Annotated in this window: 16 protein-coding genes; 4 read left to right on the top strand and 12 right to left on the bottom strand. The window is 44.8% G+C overall.

The features are described 5' to 3' along the window. Positions 1-284: 284 nt before the first annotated feature. Both ACLTWA_RS10785 and ACLTWA_RS10780 read left to right on the top strand, forming a co-directional pair. Complete coding sequence (locus tag ACLTWA_RS10785) at positions 285-869, top strand: TetR/AcrR family transcriptional regulator (protein WP_412327702.1); 585 nt, start codon at positions 285-287, stop codon at positions 867-869. Between the two features lie 126 nt (positions 870-995). Continuing rightward, the gene (locus tag ACLTWA_RS10780) at positions 996-2,771 is read left to right on the top strand and encodes an oleate hydratase (RefSeq protein WP_412327701.1); all 1,776 of its coding nucleotides are present in this window, start codon (positions 996-998) and stop codon (positions 2,769-2,771) included. Positions 2,772-2,842: 71 nt separating this feature from the next. On the opposite strand, the gene ACLTWA_RS10775 is transcribed toward ACLTWA_RS10780, so the two are convergent. Both ACLTWA_RS10775 and ACLTWA_RS10770 read right to left on the bottom strand, forming a co-directional pair. Further along, positions 2,843-3,619 carry an SDR family NAD(P)-dependent oxidoreductase gene (locus tag ACLTWA_RS10775; RefSeq protein ID WP_412327700.1) on the bottom strand — a complete coding sequence of 259 codons (777 nt, stop codon included), beginning with the start codon at positions 3,617-3,619 and terminating at the stop codon, positions 2,843-2,845. A gap of 61 nt (positions 3,620-3,680) precedes the next feature. Beyond that, on the bottom strand, positions 3,681-6,494 hold the full coding sequence (locus ACLTWA_RS10770; protein ID WP_412327699.1) for an acetoacetate decarboxylase family protein: 2,814 nt from the start codon (positions 6,492-6,494) through the stop codon (positions 3,681-3,683). Positions 6,495-6,651: 157 nt separating this feature from the next. Here ACLTWA_RS10770 and ACLTWA_RS10765 point away from each other — a divergent pair, with 157 nt between their 5' ends. After that, positions 6,652-8,169, top strand: coding sequence for a PucR family transcriptional regulator (locus ACLTWA_RS10765; RefSeq protein WP_412327698.1), 1,518 nt, complete (start codon positions 6,652-6,654; stop codon positions 8,167-8,169). Between the two features lie 29 nt (positions 8,170-8,198). Here the strand turns inward: ACLTWA_RS10765 and ACLTWA_RS10760 are convergent, their stop codons facing one another. Then, positions 8,199-8,504, bottom strand: a complete 306-nt coding sequence (locus ACLTWA_RS10760) for an MGMT family protein (protein ID WP_412327697.1) — start codon at positions 8,502-8,504, stop codon at positions 8,199-8,201. 109 nt (positions 8,505-8,613) lie between these two features. Then, complete coding sequence (locus ACLTWA_RS10755) at positions 8,614-10,290, bottom strand: methyl-accepting chemotaxis protein (protein WP_412327696.1); 1,677 nt, start codon at positions 10,288-10,290, stop codon at positions 8,614-8,616. A 278-nt stretch (positions 10,291-10,568) separates the two neighbouring features. Here ACLTWA_RS10755 and ACLTWA_RS10750 point away from each other — a divergent pair, with 278 nt between their 5' ends. After that, positions 10,569-11,735, top strand: a complete 1,167-nt coding sequence (locus tag ACLTWA_RS10750) for an IS110 family transposase (protein ID WP_412327493.1) — start codon at positions 10,569-10,571, stop codon at positions 11,733-11,735. A gap of 295 nt (positions 11,736-12,030) precedes the next feature. Here ACLTWA_RS10750 and ACLTWA_RS10745 read toward each other — a convergent pair whose 3' ends face one another. From ACLTWA_RS10745 to urtE, 8 genes are read right to left on the bottom strand one after another with little or no spacing between them, the layout of a single operon-like run. Continuing rightward, entirely contained in the window at positions 12,031-12,867 is an 837-nt protein-coding gene (locus ACLTWA_RS10745; RefSeq protein WP_412327695.1) for an urease accessory protein UreD, read from the bottom strand. A 5-nt stretch (positions 12,868-12,872) separates the two neighbouring features. After that, a complete protein-coding gene (ureG, locus tag ACLTWA_RS10740; RefSeq protein ID WP_412327694.1) occupies positions 12,873-13,484 on the bottom strand; it encodes an urease accessory protein UreG in 612 nt (203 codons plus the stop codon). A gap of 28 nt (positions 13,485-13,512) precedes the next feature. Next, complete coding sequence (locus ACLTWA_RS10735) at positions 13,513-14,202, bottom strand: urease accessory protein UreF (RefSeq protein ID WP_412327693.1); 690 nt, start codon at positions 14,200-14,202, stop codon at positions 13,513-13,515. Positions 14,203-14,256: 54 nt separating this feature from the next. After that, a complete protein-coding gene (locus tag ACLTWA_RS10730; RefSeq protein ID WP_412327692.1) occupies positions 14,257-14,739 on the bottom strand; it encodes an urease accessory protein UreE in 483 nt (160 codons plus the stop codon). 22 nt (positions 14,740-14,761) lie between these two features. Then, positions 14,762-16,480, bottom strand: a complete 1,719-nt coding sequence (gene ureC, locus ACLTWA_RS10725) for an urease subunit alpha (protein WP_412327691.1) — start codon at positions 16,478-16,480, stop codon at positions 14,762-14,764. A 20-nt stretch (positions 16,481-16,500) separates the two neighbouring features. Beyond that, a complete protein-coding gene (ureB, locus tag ACLTWA_RS10720; RefSeq protein WP_412327690.1) occupies positions 16,501-16,860 on the bottom strand; it encodes an urease subunit beta in 360 nt (119 codons plus the stop codon). After that, a complete protein-coding gene (ureA, locus tag ACLTWA_RS10715) occupies positions 16,857-17,198 on the bottom strand; it encodes an urease subunit gamma (protein ID WP_412327689.1) in 342 nt (113 codons plus the stop codon). The genes ureB and ureA overlap by 4 nt, the downstream gene beginning before the upstream one ends. 16 nt (positions 17,199-17,214) lie before the next feature. Continuing rightward, positions 17,215-17,901, bottom strand: a complete 687-nt coding sequence (gene urtE / locus ACLTWA_RS10710; protein WP_412327688.1) for an urea ABC transporter ATP-binding subunit UrtE — start codon at positions 17,899-17,901, stop codon at positions 17,215-17,217. Position 17,902 lies beyond the last annotated feature (1 nt).

Below are 17,902 nucleotides of genomic sequence, written 5' to 3'. Positions count from 1 at the left end.
TTTCCTGTAAAACACAGCCGGGACCTGGCGAAAGCCCTATGGTCTGCGCTTCATTTTGCAAAGCCTTACATTCACCTACAAAAGTATAGCACAGCTAAGGGTAGTTTGAAAAGGTTAGATTATTCCTTTAAGCTGTCTTTGCTGTCGAAAAGCATAACTATAACCTTCATCAAATATATGATATAATTAAGCGGATAAAATCTTTCCAAGTATCAGAGGATCGGATTATTCACCGTTTTATACAGCTCCTATAAAAAACAAATCACGTTAAGGAGGCCTTTGGAATGTCACAGATCACAAAGCGGGCTCTGGAAAACTCGCTTAAAAATCTTTTATTACAGAAACCACTACATAAGATCACCATTGCAGACATTGCGAATGACTGCGGTATCAGTCGAATGACCTTTTATTATCATTTCAAAGATATTTATGATTTAATCGAATGGATTTGCAATGAGGAAACGGCAAGAGCTATTCAGGGAAATAAAACGTATGAAACCTGGCAGCAAGGGTTTTTACAGACATTTCAAATGGTTCTTGATAATAAACCATTTATTTTAAATGTTTACCGTTCGATCAGAAAAGAAATTATCGAAGACTATTTTTATACAATCACCTTTGACTTGCTGATGGGTGTTGTGGAGGAAAAAGCGGTTGGCATGTCTGTTACGGAATCAGACAAAAAGTTCATCGCAAACTTTTATTCCTTTGCTTTTGTGGGCTTACTTCTGGATTGGATCAAAAGGGACATGCGGGATGACCCGAAAGTAATCATTGATCAGGTCAGCACCTTGATTCACGGAGATATATCAAGAGCCTTAACCCAGTATCAGCATAACGGTTTTAATCAAATCACTAAAAATGATTAAAAACTATACAATATTGCCTGCATGATGGGATTCTTAACAAAACAGCCTTATTGATGATTGTATTAATCTCAATAAATACTATACTTGTGATGTTGAGACAATCTAATGATCATGGAGGTAATTGGAATGTATTATTCAAAAGGAAATTATGAATCACTGGCCCGTCCAGAGAAACCCAAAGGGGTCGAAAGCAAATCAGCGTATCTCATTGGTTCAGGTCTTGCCTCGCTTGCTGCTGCGGCTTTTCTTGTTCGTGACGGACAGATGGAGGGGAAGAGAATCCATATTTTAGAAAAGGATTCTATTGCCGGCGGTGCCTGCGATGGTTACAGATATGACGACGTTGGATTTGTAATTCGCGGCGGACGTGAAGTCGATAACCGATATGAGTGCTTATGGGACTTATTCCATTCCGTTCCGTCACTGGAAAAGGAAGGCGCCAGTGTACTCGACGAGTTCTATTGGCTCAATAAGCATGACCCGAACAGTTCTCTTATGCGTGCTACCGTCAACCGCGGCGAAGATGCCCACACGGACGGCAAGTTTGCCTTATCAGACAAAGGCATGCAGGAGATCATGAGACTGTTCTTTACCCCAGACGAAGCCCTGTATAACCGGCGTATTTCTGAATTCTTCAGCGACGAGGTTTTAAACTCGAATTTCTGGCTGTACTGGCGCACCATGTTCGCTTTTGAAAACTGGCACAGCGCACTGGAAATGAAATTATATATCAAACGATTCATTCATCATATTGGTGGTATGCCTGATTTCACAGCCGTTCGGTTCACAAAGTATAACCAGTATGAATCCATGATTCTGCCGTTAGTCAAATATCTGGAAGCCCATGACGTACAGTTCCATTTCGGCACAAAGGTAGATAATATATTGTTCGATATCCAGAAAGATAAAAAAACTGCAACTTGCATTGAAGTTACCCAAAACAATTCGAAAGAGCATATTGATCTGACGGAAAATGATCTGGTATTTATCACCAACGGCGGTTGTGTTGAAAATGCCTCCATCGGCAGCCAGGATTCCCCTGCAGCTTTCAATTATGAAATCAAGCAGGGCGGAGGCTGGGATATGTGGCGCAAAATCGCGGCTCAGGATCCGTCCTTCGGCCACCCGGATAAATTCTGCTATGATGCAGAGCAAAGCAACTGGATGTCTGCAACTGTAACGACGCTTGATAACAAAATTCCTCCATACATCCAGAAGATCTGCAAACGTGATCCATTTAGCGGCAAGGTGGTCACCGGAGGCATTGTAACTGCTAAGGATTCCAACTGGCTGCTCAGCTGGACCTTTAACCGTCAGCCTCACTTCCGTAATCAGCCCAAGGATCAGCTGGTCGGCTGGATATACGGCTTATTTACTGATAAACCAGGCAATTATATCAAAAAACCCATGCGTGAATGCACGGGCAGGGAAATCTGTATGGAGTGGCTGTATCACATTGGCGTTCCGGAAAATGAAATTGAGGATATGGCCAGCAACAGTGCGAATACAGTCCCTTGCATGATGCCTTATATTACCGCATTCTTTATGCCAAGGGAAGCGGGTGACCGTCCTGACGTTATTCCAGAAGGCAGTGTAAACTTTGCTTTCCTTGGACAATTTGCTGAGACAACACGTGATACGATTTTTACAATCGAATACTCTGTCCGTACTGCTATGGAGAGTGTATATACACTTTTGGATATTGACCGGGGCGTACCTGAAGTCTGGGGAAGCACGTATGATATTCGGGATCTGCTTCATGCCACATCAAAACTGGGAGACGGGAAAAGAATTACAGATTTAGAACTGGACCCCAAAATAAAAGCCGTATTGAATGAAGCTATGAAGAAACTTGCGGGTACTGATATAGAAAAGCTGCTTAAAGAATATCACTTGATTTAGGAATATGGCAACTGCAGAACCAGAACAGTCAAACAATGGGATGCCGCAAAAATATGCGGCATCCCTCTTTTTTATACAATAGCACCGCCGCCATCTACAATTATGAACTGGCCCTGAACATAACTGGAACTATCGCTGGAAAGATAAAGAACCGTACCATTTAATTCCCCTCTTCTTCCCGGACGCCCTGACGGGTTCATCGTATTATAATTATTCAGAAATTTGTCTGACTTAAATAAAGTTTCACTGGTCATCTCACTTTCAAAAAGAGCCGGTCCGATGGCATTTACAGTGATGCCATACTTTGCATAGGAAGCTGCCATACCTCTTGTCAGACCAACCACTGCAGCTTTGGAGGAATTATAGGAATGTCTGATAAATGCATCAAACTTATCTGCGACCACCGCGTTTACGGAGGCGATATTGACGATTTTACCGTAACCTCTTTCCTTCATCTGCGGAAGTACATACTTGCTTGCCAAAAAGATTCCCTTTACATTCGTATCAAAGGCTTTATCCCAATCCTCCACAGACATGCTGTCTACCCCGCCGCCAACAGCAACTCCTGCATTATTTAACAGAATATCAATGTGGCCGAAGGTATTAAGTACGGTTTTCATTGCTGTTTTTACACTTTCTTCCTTTGTAACATCACATGCAGCTGCAATTACATTCCTGCCTGTTTTCTCAATTTCTGCTTTTACTTTGTTCAACTTTTCAATACGTCTTGCCAGCAATGCAACATCCGCTCCTGCTTTTGCATAGGCCAGTGCCGCATCAGCACCAAGTCCTGAACTTGCTCCTGTTACTACCGCTGTTTTTCCGGTTAAATCAAAATAATTTTCCATATCTATATGCTTCCTTTCTTTTTATCAATCAAGACTACATATACTATTCCCAAAAATCCAGTTAAATACGGCCGGTTTCCATAAATGCGGTCCGGTCATAGCGTCCGGTCAGCAAATATGGAAGGATATCATCGGCTTCTATTTTTTCTACAAAATTAAGTTTATGTACCAACAGACTGTTCTTTGAATAAGCACCGCCGATTACGGTATGAACAGGAAGTTCTGCCCATGGGTCATCAATACTTGAATTCAAATTGAGAGAAACCATTCCCGGCTCCCATGACTGATAATTATATTCGCATTGATTCATAAGCAATGCACCGTTCAGGAAATGAGAAATACCGCTTTCATCCGGCATCCGGTCAAAGTGGTAATAGAACCCGCCTCCAAATGTCCGCTTTCCTGCTTCCGGGAACTGATAGAGCGCCCCGGTCAGAGGACTATTATACTCCCCTAATTTCATGGTTGCCTCTACAAGCTGGGTTCCTCTTCTCGTTACTCCTGCGGTTACCGTGTCACCATTTCTTCTGATGACAAATTCTCCTCCCAGTTTCTTTGGAATACTTCCATTCTCACGGCCGCACTGTACCGCCATTTCAGCGCCTGAGCCTCCAAGAACCAGACCCAGGGGATATAAGCCAGGTGTTTTACCGTAGACTGCATAAATCCCCAAAATAGCTTCGTAGTAGTCGTCGGCAAACGTTGGATTATTCACATGGCAGACGGATAAGGTGACTACCGGCATGGAAAATGGCTTTAACGGCGGCGGTAGTATCTGCGCAATTGCTGCCGGGTCCGTCAGATAGCTGATATAGAGTCCCTCCTGGTGATCCATTCGGGATATTCTGCCGAAGTTCTGCATATCATCTTTGGAAACCCGAAAGCTGGGAACTTTTTGCTTTTCCCTGAATAATTCACATCCAGCTTCATAACCAGTACGTACCGCTGGTGCAATCGCTCCGTCCTTTATGGCACTTCCTATTACTCTTATCACCGCACCCTTTGCTTCTAACTCTGAAACCAGGGACTGATCCGGTCTGAACCCAAGTGAAAGCACGACTGCATCGGCAGTCACCGTTACCTCTTTATGATCTTCCAGTCTCTCCAGTACAATTTCATTTTTTCTTATCTCTTTTAAGGAATGTCCCAGCATATAAACGGCACCTGATTCAGCAAGTCTCCCACAGACATCAGCCACATTGGTATGGTTTGCATTAGGAGCAGGCTTATCAAGCATATCAATAATTGTAACCTGATTTCCCTTCTCAAAAAGATATTCTGCTGTTTCAAGGCCTGTAAGCCCTGCACCGGCCACAGCTACCTTTTTTCCTTTTAATTCGGAATCCCCTGACAGCACAGATTCTACCGTAAATACATTATCCCCCAGTATTCCGGAGATTTTTTCAGGAATAACAGACACAGAGCCGGTGGCCAGAATGACTGCATCCGGTTTATATCCCATGATCATATCTGCGGTTGCTTCCGTATTTAATTTTACCTCTACTCCAAGGCGCTCAAATTCTGCGCTGTAGTAATCGGCGACCCACTGCATCCGTTCCTTTAACGGCGGTTTCCTGGCCAGATTGACGGTTCCTCCAAGTTCCCTTTGACGGTCCAGCAACGTCACCTTGACTCCGCGAAGGGCAAGGGTCTGTGCCGCACACATTCCGGCAGGCCCGCCTCCAACAACGATTGCAGTATGTCCTTTGGTATCGTGAACCAGATTCCCATATTTCCGTTCTCTTGCATACCTGGGATTTAAGGCACATTCGGCAGGCAAACCGGCAGCATTATTTTCATTCAGACTTTCAAAGCAGCGCAGACAGGAGATGCATTTGCGAAGCTCCTTTTCTCTCCCTTCCAGTACTTTTTTCCCCCACTCTTCCTCGGCAATCCAGGTACGTCCCATGGAAATAAAATCTACCACCCCTTCTTCCAGGAACCGTTCCGCTACGGCAGGTTCCCGAAAGACCGATACACCGATTACAGGGATTTTAACATGACTTTTTACTGCCAAAAGCATGTCATGCCTCCAGCCCTGCGGGAAAGAAACAGGCTCTACACAGGTCATGCCTGTTTCATATAAGCCACAGCTGACATCTATAAAATCAATTCCTGCCTGTTCTAAGGCCATGGCAATTTTTACACCATCCTGGATATGGATATACGCTTCTGTCACACCTGTTTTATCCAGGAATTCTTCTACGCTTAACCGGACACCGACCGGGAAATCCGGGCCGCATTCTTTCCGTATTCCATGGATGATTTCAACAATCATTCTTAGACGGTTCTCAAAACTTCCGCCGTATTCGTCTTCTCTTTTATTTGTATAGGGAGATAAAAACTGATGCAGCAGATATCCATGTGCTGCGTGTAATTCCACACCGTCACACCCTGCCTTCTGAACTCTGGCGGCACCCTCAATAAACTGCATGATTAACTGCTTTATTTCATCTTTAGTCAGCCCACGTGTCTCCTGCTTTACCAATTTACAGGGAATGGGAGACGGTGCAACGACCGGCTGCCCTCCAATGAGCGCGGATACCGTTTCACGTCCCGGATGATGCAGCTGTATCAATATTCTGCTGCCATGTTTATGTACTGCCTGGGCAAGCTCCGACAGCGGTCCGATATGCCTGTCTTTTGTGACTGATAACTGTCTCAGAAGCCCTGCCCCATGCGTATCATTGATACGGGTAATCTCTGGTATGATGATTCCTGCGCCGCCTGCCGCTCTTGCTTCATAAAAAGCGATCATATCTTCAGACGGTGTTCCATCTAAGTTGGCAAGCCCGCACCCCATGGGAGCCATGACCAAACGATTCTTTACTTTTACCGTTCCAATTCTTCCCGTTTCAAATAACCTGTTATACATTTTCCCCTCCTGCTCTATTTTTATAATACAACAAGAATATGATACCATCCGCAATTTAACAATGTGTATCATAAATGATAAAAATTTGACAATTTGTTCATGGTGCACTATAGTGAAACTATATTTGAAACAGATCATTTCTAAAACGGAGGGAGCTATGAAATTTAGAAAGTTTATAGAAAAAATCTCAGAAGAATATTCCGTTCATATCCTGTCACTGGGAGAAGATTTGGAAATAAAGGATGTTGCTTTGATTGATAACAGGCATGATCCCATGGTCAAAAATACCCTTTACTTTGGTTATGATAAACAACTGGATAACGCAGCATCGATTCCAGTCCAATGCATCCTTGCACATACGGATTTTAAAGCATCTCCTCTTCCGGCTGCTGGAGCTAATATGGCTTTGGTTCCAGAAAGTTCTCTATTTCCCCTATTTAACGATGCCAAAAATTTGATTGAAGCAAGTTTCAGAGGAATTTTTGAGGAGCTTACTGCTATCGCGGATAAAACCCGCAGCATCGAAGCCGTCATTGATGCCGCTTCTGTAAGACTTGGAAATTCTTTGCTTTTCTGTGATATGAATTTCAAAATCATTTCCAGCGCTTCATCCGTCCCCATTCTCGATCCTCTTTGGCTGGAAAATACCAGGAAGGGATACTGCTGTTACGATTTTATTAATGAAGTAAAAGAATTAAAATCCATACGCAGCGCCTCACAGACCACAGCTGCCATAGAAGTTACCTGCAGCAAATCCCCGTTCCGCAAGTTAAGCAGTAAAGTCTTTCATAATCAGACCCAGATTGGATTTTTGTTGATGATTGAAGGAGAGAACCACTTTCTTCCTTCCCATTTTGAAATGTTAAGTACCATAAGCCATGTGATCAGCTACACCATTTCCTACTATAAATTGGACTTATTTGAAAAAAACAGCGTTTACCATGAAGTATTATATGACATGCTGATCGGAACGCCATCAAAGGAAACTATGCCAAGGCTGGCAGCGCTTCAATTTCCTTCCATGATGCGGGTTTTGTTCCTTCGCTCTTTAAAATATCCCGGACAATCCTACTTAAAAAACTTTGTATGCAAGGATTTAAAAAAGCAGATTCCCGGTACCCATATCACTTATCATAATAACGGAATTGTTGCGGTCATCCCACAAGAAGAAGATACAAAAGCAGAATTGAGATTACTTGAAATGTTAAAAGGCTTTTCTAAAAAGGAATACATACAAATGGGAATCAGTAACGCCTTTTCCTGTATGGAATCCTTCGTAACTCACTATGAACAGGCATATGCAGCCTTAGAGTCGGGCAATAAGATAGACCCGGAAGAATTGGCTTACCTCTTTAAAGATTATCAGATTTTTAATTTATTTTCAGAAGTAAAGAAACCGGAAAAATTAGAGTGGTTCTGCCATCCTTCTCTGGCAGTCCTCAACCGTTATGACCAGGAAAACGGTTCCCAGCTGTATAAGACCTTATATGTCTACATAGAGATGGGCGGTAACATCAAAGCAGCTTCTGAAAGCCTGTATATCCACAGGAACTCTCTTGTCTACCGTTTAAACCGGATCACGGACTTATGCAAGGTGGATCTTACAGACGTTCATACCCGTTTTCTGCTTCGGCTTTCTTTTTTCATTGACCGGTATAATGGACGGATCCTTTAGCAGCTAAGTGTTATCCAACGGAGTATGGATCAGTTCCATACTCCGTACTTTGAAATATCTATGCTTCCGTCTTCAGATACTTCTACTCCTTCGGAAATAAGAAGTTCTCTTTGAACAGCTGCATGGCTTTTATCGGTTATGGATATTTTACCTTTTGAGTTAATGATCCGATGCCACGGGAGGTTGTACTTTTCAGACATTGAATGAAGGATCCTGGCGACCTGCCTGGCACCTCTGGGATTTCCTGCAAGCCTGGCGACCTGTCCATAGCTCATAACTCTGCCATATGGGATTCCCTGAATGATGATAAGTATTTCCTCAGTAAACTGTGTCACAATAGTAATTCTCCTTGTTTAATATAAATGATACCAGCTCCGGCGGTACAGATTAAAGAAAAGGATGAATTTATTTTAACAAATGCTGCTTTTTTCTCTCAATAAAACCTTATGCTAATTTAAATTTTGAAACCAGTGCATTCAATGCTTCTGCCTGTGCGGAAAGTTCCTCGCTGGAAGCGGAGCTTTCTTCTGCAGTGGCAGCATTGGTCTGTATGACACCGGAGATCTGATTGATTCCCAAGTTGATTTGTTCAATGGAACTGGCCTGTGCTTCTGAAGCAGACGAGATCTTTTTTATCAGTGTATTTACTGATTCCGCTCTGACCGCTATTTGATTTAAGAATTTTTCTGTTTCAATTACCATGTCATTCCCGTTATTGATGGCAGTAAGAGTATTCTGTATAAGTACCGTCGTATCCTTTGCTGCTTTGGCACTTTTGCTTGCCAGATTTCTTACTTCATCAGCAACAACCGCAAATCCTTTGCCGGCTTCCCCTGCTCTGGCGGCCTCTACTGCCGCATTAAGAGAAAGGATATTGGTCTGGAATGCAATGTCTTCGATGGTCTTAATGATTTTTTCGATTTCACTGGAAGTATCTTCAATCCCACTCATGGCTTCTACCAATTTTTTCATTTGCGCGTCGCCATGCTCTATTTCCAGTGTTGTTTCATCCATATTTGTACTTGCCTGTATGGCATTATCCGCATTCTGTTTGATCTTATCAGACACTTCGCTGATGGAAGCCGCAAGTTCTTCCGCAGAGCTTGCCTGTTCGGTAGCCCCCTGAGACAGTGCCTGTGCTCCGGAAGTCATCTGTTCTGAGCTTGCAGCTACCTGTTGGGAAGCAATGCTGATATCTGAAAGAGTTCCATTAAGTGAAGATATGATCTCCTCCAATGACTTTTTAATGGGTGCAAAATCATTCTGATAATCCGTATCTACCGTTACAGTCATATTACCGTTTGAAATCTCGCTGGTCACGTATGCAATATTCTGTATGTAATTTTTGAATTCAGCAACCATTGTACGCATGCTTTCCGCCAGTCTTCCAAATTCATCTTTCGAGGTATAGCTTACTTCCACATCAAGAACACCGGTGGAAAGCTTTCTCATCGCACCTTCGATTTCCTGTACCGGTTTTGTAATACTTCTAATATTATAAAGGTTCAGCAGGGCGACACAGAAAAGAATCATGATGGTAAAAACGAGAATAGCCACATACGCTTTAATCTCCGATTGCCCTGCATTATTATAAAACTGGTCTGCAACCTCTTTTGCCGAAACATTAATGGCATCAGAAAGATCCCTTGACGATTGGGCAGAGGCCATATAATCGGAAAAGTACAATTTTATGGCCTCATCCTTTTTTCCGCTTTTGTACAGACCAAGCATTTTCTGGTTCAATGCCTGTCCTTCGGAACCGTTTTTAACCAATTGATTGATATTATCCTTATTCGCTTGCTGCGTTAAATGCTCTTTTAAATATGCAATGTTTTTATCTATGTTCTCAGCGTTTGCAGTAAATTCCTTTTCAAATTCTGCTGCTTTGCCTGCATCATTCGTTGTAATCATCATGAGCATATATTTTTCCAGGGAGTTCAGGGATTGGTTCAATTCCTCCGTTTGGGAAACCACCTGATAAGGCCCCGAATAGAAACCTTTAAAATAACCGGAGACAGTTCCCATTCCTAATGTAATTACAAAAGCAAGGAGAATTACAAACAATAATACTATCATGGCAAAGCTGGCAGACATCTTTTTTGCAATAGAAAAATCTTTCATTTTATACCTTGTATGATAATTAGGAAGTTAATTATCACACGTTCCTTTCTTTTTAATATCGTGGTTATAATACATTCAGATACTGTGGACTTTTGATTTTTTCCTGTAGCTTTGACTACTCAACTGGAGTGTATTGCCGCTACCTTTATCTGAATTGTTTATATGCTGGATGTACCGGAGCACTTTGTTCCAATGAGTACTTATTTCAATCAAGTCTACGATGATAATCGCTGGTGGATATCACGGTATCAGATCTTACGAAAGGGAGGTACAACCTCATGATTTACGTTGGTATTGATATTGCCAAACTTAACCATTTCGCCGCTGCCGTTTCTTCGGAGGGCGAGATACTCATTGAGCCGTTCAAATTCACTAATGACGCTGATGGCTTCCAACTGCTGATTTCCAAAATCGAATCATTCGATAAGGACAGCACCATCATCGGTCTTGAGTCCACGGCACACTACGGTGACAACCTTGTTCGATACCTTGTTGCCAATCTTTACAAAGTGTGTGTTCTCAACCCTATTAAGACGTCTCAGATGCGAAAGAACAACATTCGCAAAACTAAGACAGATAAGGTCGACACTTACGTTATTGCTAAAACTCTAATGATGCAGGATTCCTTACGGTTCGTCAGCTTCTATGATCTTGATCTGATGGACTTAAAAGCTCTTGGACGCTTTCGCCAGAAAACGATAAAACAGCGAACCCGCCTTAAAATCCAACTGACAACCTATGTTGATCAGGTCTTCCCGGAATTGCAATACTTCTTTAAATCCGGTCTGCATCAGAATGCTGTCTATGCCCTTCTTAATGAAGCACCTTCTCCTAACAAGATTGCTTCCATGCATATGACTCATCTGGCAAATCTGCTCAAAGTGAAGTCTCATGGTCACTTTACAAAGGAGCAGGCCAAAGAATTAAGAGTTCTGGCACAGAAGTCTGTCGGTGCAAACGACAGCGCTATATCTATTCAGATAACCCAGACCATTCAACAAATCGAGTTACTGGATAGCCAATTAAATAAGATTGAAGCAGAGATGACGGACATCATGAATTTCAATGAATCAGTCATCATGACCATTCCTGGTATCGGATACATAAATGGCGGAATGATTCTTGGTGAAATAGGTGATATTCACCGTTTCTTAAGTCCTAACAAGCTGCTTGCTTTTGCTGGTTTAGATCCGTCCGTATATCAGTCTGGAAACTTTCAGGCTAAACGAACTCGTATGTCCAAACGTGGCTCTCGTGTACTGCGATATGCCTTAGTAAATGCAGCTTGGAACGTTGTAAGAAACAACGACACCTTCAAGGCTTATTATGATGCCAAGAGGGCAGAAGGCCGAACTCACTATAATGCCCTTGGGCACTGTTCCGGCAAGTTAGTCAGAATCATCTGGAAGATGCTCACTGACGAAGTTGAATTTAACCTCGAATAAGAGGTCTGTATACCAATATCGATAGATTTTGAAAAAGCACCCTCAGGGAGCTCTATTAAAGTTACCCTATTTTACCATCGATACGAAATAGAATTTTTTGCTAATTTATGATTGACTTTTCATAGCTGGTCTCCATTTTGGGTTCAATACTTTCATTTGAACTTTCCGAAATCAATACCACTTTTATCTGAAATCACAGTATCATATCATTTCAAAAACTCAAGTGCAAAGCAAAGTCACTTTTTTATTATTTCGACATAAAATGACAATTAATAATGCATTTATTTTAATTTCATCAAAAGATGTGAATATCCATGGAAGTTTCCTGTTTCCTCACCAGATCTATTATATCATCGCATATCTTCTGCAGGCTTTGGGCCTGATTTCCTAAGATCCGCACCACCACATCGGAAGCGGCTGTAAGTGTGACTCCTCCGCTTACATCTTCCTGCTTGCCGATCAGTCTTCGGATCTTATCCACAGAATGTTCTGCCCCCATCTGAAAGAGCAGCAGATTGGCAAGGTGGGAATATCCTTCAAAAAACCCCACCTCCTCCATGAAGTCCCGGTCCGGATAGAACCTGCAGTTTTCACGGTATACCAGGCAGCCGCTCCGGCGCGCCTCCACAAGGGAATGGTAATACCGGTAACGAAACCGCTCTCCTGCTGCTGCCCGTCCGCAGGATAATATTTCCTGATAAGCCAAACGGCTGGTGGAATCCTCTAATACGATTTGTGTACGGCTGTCAAATGCCGACTGTTTGAAAGGGATGACCGGAAGAGGCCGGTAAAGAAGGAGAGAATCCTTTCCCACGTGCAGGCATGTATCTCTCCTTGCACTGCCTGTAATCATCTTATGGATCTTTTCATAGGACTGGGAAACCACCTCCAGCTTCGTCCCCTGTCCGGTTTCTATCTGTATTTCCTGTGTATCCCCCTCAAGGATTCCGGCGGAGGCTGTAAGGGGCATCACCTGGAGGGTTCCGTCAGGCTTTGTAAAGGGGGCCATGACCTTAAACGGAGCCGTAAAAGACAGTTCTTTTAAATAGATCCTTCCCATATGCTCTCCGGCTGTTATGCAAAGAGAGGACAGCTTTTCAAATGCATTTGCACCGGTTCTTCCTGCCATCATGCAGCTCAGCCCCCTTCTTCCAGCAGCACACTCTGCTTAATCCATGCAATCACCCTGTCTGTGCCGTCAGCCCCGCGTATATTGGTGAACACAAACGGCTTGTTTCCTCTCATCTTTTTTGAATCCCGCTCCATGACAGCCAAATCTGCGCCTACCATGGGAGCCAGGTCAATCTTATTAATGACCAGAAGATCTGAGCGGGTAATACCGGGTCCGCCCTTTCGGGGGATTTTGTCTCCCTCCGCCACATCAATGACAAAAATCGTGGCATCCGCAAGCTCCGGACTGAATGTAGCCGATAAATTATCCCCTCCGCTTTCAATAAAAATAATCTGGATATCCGGGAAGCGTTCTGCCATCTCATCCACAGCTTCAAGATTCATGGAAGCGTCCTCCCGTATGGCAGTATGGGGACAGCCTCCGGTTTCAATGCCAATAATTCTCTCCCTTGGCATAATGCTGTTTTTGCATAAGAACTCGGCATCCTCCTTCGTATAGATATCATTGGTTATGACGCCAATGCTATACTGTGAGGCCATTTTTCTGGTCAGCAGCTCTATTAATGCAGTTTTGCCGGACCCTACCGGCCCGGCCACACCTATTTTCACATATGACATAAATCTCACTCCTCTTTTTCACTGCGGCCTAGGACATATAAAGCCGCGAATACAGTTCTTCATGCTGCATGCACCGTATTTCAAATCCCGGCGTTTCCGCACCAAGCTCTTCATTCCCCATATGTTCCAGCCGCTCCATTACCTGGTCAAACAAGGTCTGGCAGCCAAACAGCAGCTTCTGTCCATCCATCTGACTTAACGGAATTGTTTTTACACAGTTTGTGACCATGGCGGAAGCCTGGGCATACAGATAATGCTTCAAGGCGGCCGGACAGCTGATTCCCGATGCTGCGCAAAATACTCCATAAGCTACTGTATGGCTTTTGGCCCCCGGCAGTCTGATGTATTTCTGAAAGACTTCCGTTTCATGCAAAACGGGAAGAGCTGTAACCGTTTTTATAAAGCGGGACCCCAGCTTCTCCCCTGCCTGGCGGATTTCCATGGCTGTTCTGGTACATCTGACCAGTTCCTCCAGCTTAAGGATTTCGTCCAGATCGTCATTCACAGAATGCTCCCATGCCATGCGGATGGTAAGAAGCTCATTCTGGCACATGCTGTAAAGCAGCATCTGACGGAGATAGACAGCTGCTGACTGGCTGCTGTCTATGATACCTTTCTGAATATAGGTCTCCAGACCGAAAGAATGGGAATAGCTTCCAATTGGAAAAAGCGCGTCATTGATCTGCATAAGCAGATAATCTTTTGCCTGTCCGGTCATAGGTTCCTCTTCCTTTCACAATTTTTTTCCTGTCTACAGCGGTTGTTCCGACCCTTAATGGGTATGACTGCTGACTGCGGCTGATATAGCTTTATCAAAATCCATCTTCCGTACCGCCTTTTCAGCCCTTACCCCGTGAAGCTTCTGCATGAGCTGCAGGGCCGGTTCATTGTATGGGGTGATAAACTGAAGGGTATTTTCCCCGTACAGGAGAGCCGCGTGTCTATTCCCTATTTCATAGCATACTTTATAAGCCATTTCCGGATGCTGCACATCAATGTCTATAACTATGACCTCGCTTGGTGAGATGGTTACAACAATCACTTCCGCCTCATCCTTCCACAAGATGTCCCCTTCCCTCAATCCCCTTGTAAGAATCTCTGTTCCAAGGCGGATACCGATTGGCTTGCCGTTCCGGGTGTTTTTCTGGTGAATGCGCTTGTAAGCCTCATACCATTCGATCTCAACGTAATCTACCTGTTGGTTCCCGTATCCCTCTTCCTTTAAATTGCCCTTTACGGATTCACATAATATCATAAATGCCTCCTCTCAAAGTCTGTCAAAACAGCGAATAAAACTGTGCTAACGGCAGCTTCCCGGCCGGCCTTGACGTAAGCGGCTGTCCGTCTGCTTTTACTTCATAGGTTTCGGGATCTACCGTAATCTCAGGTGTGGCATCATTATAAACCAGGTCTTTCTTTGAAATATTCCTTGTATTACGGACTGGCAGAACCATTTTCTCCAATCCCAGCTTTTCCTTTATGTGGCCGTCAGCTGCGGCCCCGGATACAAAGGTGATGCATGTCTGATACCTTGCTTTCCCATGTGCGCCAAACATATGCCGGTATGCCACAGGCTCTGTCGTCGGAATGGATGCATTGGCATCTCCCATCCTTGCCCCGGCAATCAGCCCTCCCTTAATAATAAGGTCTGGCTTCACTCCAAAAAATGCCGGATTCCAGACCACCAGATCCGCCAGCTTTCCTGTTTCCACAGAGCCTGCATATTCCGAAATCCCATGAGTGATTGCCGGATTGATGGTATATTTTGCAATGTAACGTTTGATCCGGAAATTATCATCATCTTCCGTATCTTCTTTCAGAGGTCCCCGTTCTTCTTTCATTTTATGTGCGGTCTGCCAGGTTCTGGTTATCACCTCTCCTACCCGGCCCATGGCCTGGGAATCAGAGCTCATCATGCTGAACACTCCCATATCATGCAGGACATCTTCCGCAGCAATTGTTTCCGGCCTTATTCTGGAATCCGCAAATGCAACATCCTCTGGGATGTTCTTATCCAGATGATGGCAGACCATCAGCATATCCAGGTGTTCATCCAGGGTATTGACTGTAAAAGGCATGGTAGGATTGGTTGAGGAGGGAAGGACGTTCAAAGCAGACGCGGCACGGATAATATCCGGCGCATGACCGCCTCCTGCTCCTTCCGTATGATAGGTATGAATGGTCCTTCCCCCTATGGCAGCCAAAGTATCCTCCACACATCCCCCTTCATTTAAAGTATCTGTGTGAATTGCAACCTGCACGTCAAATTCTTCTGCCACATTCAGACAGTGGTCAATGACCGCCGGTGTGGCCCCCCAGTCCTCATGTATTTTCAGCCCTATGGCGCCTGCTTTAATCTGTTCTGCCAATGCTTCTTCATCGGAACAGTTTCCTTTTCCAAGGAAGCCCAGATTCATGGGATATTCTTCGGCTGCCTCCAGCATTCTTGCAAGATTCCATGGTCCGGGCGTACAGGTCGTGGCATTGGTCCCGTCCGCAGGTCCGGTGCCGCCCCCGATCATTGTCGTAATGCCTGAAAACAGGGCACAGTCAATCTGCTGGGGACAGATAAAATGTATATGGGTATCGATGCCTCCGGCTGTTACAATCATCCCTTCTGCTGCAAGGGCTTCCGTTGAGGCACCAACCGTCATGCCTTCTGTGACCCCATCCATGATATCTGGATTCCCGGCTTTTCCTATGCCGGAGATCTTTCCATCCTTTATGCCAATGTCTGCCTTGTATATTCCGGTATAATCAATGATCAAAGCATTGGTAATCACCAGGTCCAGGGCTCCGCCTGCACTGGTGGTCTTTACGGACTGGCCCATGCCGTCACGGATGGTCTTGCCTCCCCCAAATTTGATTTCGTCTCCGTATACGGTATAATCCTGTTCCACCCGTGCAACCAGACAGGTATCGGCAAGGCGTACCCTGTCCCCTGTTGTCGGGCCGTACATCATACTATACTGCCTTCCGCTGATATGATAGCTCATCCGCTAACCTCCTTTTGTCTCTAAACCATCCCTTTTTTTGCTGCCCGCTCCATGGCCCTGTCCCGTGCCTCCAAAACTGCCGGCCCTTTTGTCAGGTCATTGCAGCCATAAACTGTTTTACTTCCTCCCAGTTCAACCAGACCCACCTCTTTTTCCTCTCCCGGTTCAAAGCGGACTGAGGTTCCTGAGGGGATATCCAGACGATAACCAAAGGTGGTTTCCCTGTCAAATTTCAGCAGCCTGTTCACTTCAAAAAAATGATAATGGGAACCTACCTGAATCGGCCGGTCCCCGGTATTGGCAACCTTTACCAGTTTCGTTTCTTTCTCCTGATTTAATAGGATATCCCTGTTAAGGGGCAGTATTTCCCCTGGTTTCATACCTTTTCCCTCCTGTCATTCCACCGGGATGGGCCGGGCTGTATCGGGTTATGAACCGTGACCAGCTTTGTCCCATCCGGAAAGGTAGCCTCTACCTGAACCGCTTCCAGCACATGCTCCACCCCTTCCATCACATCTTCCTCTGTCAGAAGGTGACGGCCCGCCTCCATCAATTGGACAACGGTCTTTCCATCCCTTGCCAGCTCCATAAGCTGGGAGCTTAGATAAGCAACCGCTTCCGGATAATTCAGCTTCAGGCCCCGGCTGCGCCTCTCCGCTGCCAGCACTCCGGCCATATGGAGCAATAGTTTCTCCTGTTCCTTTGGCGTCAGTTTCATGAGTAAACCTCCCTTTTTAAAGTGACATGGTAGCCTGTAAACGTTTCTGATCCAAATGCTCCGGCTCACCATCCATAATAATCCTTCCATTTTCCATCACATAGCAGTAATCCGCTATGTTCAGTACGAATTCCAGATACTGCTCCACAATCAGCACTGCCATCCGGGATTTCAGTCCTGTTATGACTCGGCCGATCTCCTGAATGACAGAGGGCTGGATTCCTTCCGTAGGCTCATCAAGAACCAGTATCCGGGGGCCGGCTACGATTGCCCTGGCTATGGCCAGCTGCTGCTGCTGCCCTCCGGATAAATCTCCTCCCTTTCTGTGAAGGAATTCCCTCAGTATGGGAAACGTTTCAAAAACAAAGTCCGGAATGGTTCCTTTTCCTTTCCCCGCTTCAAGTCCCAGCAGGATATTTTCCTCTACCGTAAGCTGAGGGAAAATATCCCGTCCCTGGGGCACATAGCCAATGCCCCGTTTTGCCCGTTCATATACCGGGAGCTTCTGCAGCTCCTGTCCCTCCAAAAAGATCTTCCCCTGGGGAGTTTTTACCAGTCCCATGACCGCCTTAAGCGTGGTGGACTTCCCGGCCCCATTGCGCCCTACCAGACAGGTGACACGTCCCATGGGGACTTCCATATCCACATGGCGCAGGACCATCCCCTCCCCATACGTGGCATACAATCCTTCCAGTTTAAACATG

The sequence above is a fragment of the Lacrimispora sp. genome (assembly GCF_046972725.1).
Lineage (GTDB): Bacteria > Bacillota > Clostridia > Lachnospirales > Lachnospiraceae > Lacrimispora.
Note: the sequence above shows the minus strand (reverse complement) of the source record. Positions and strands in the feature narration are given on the sequence as shown.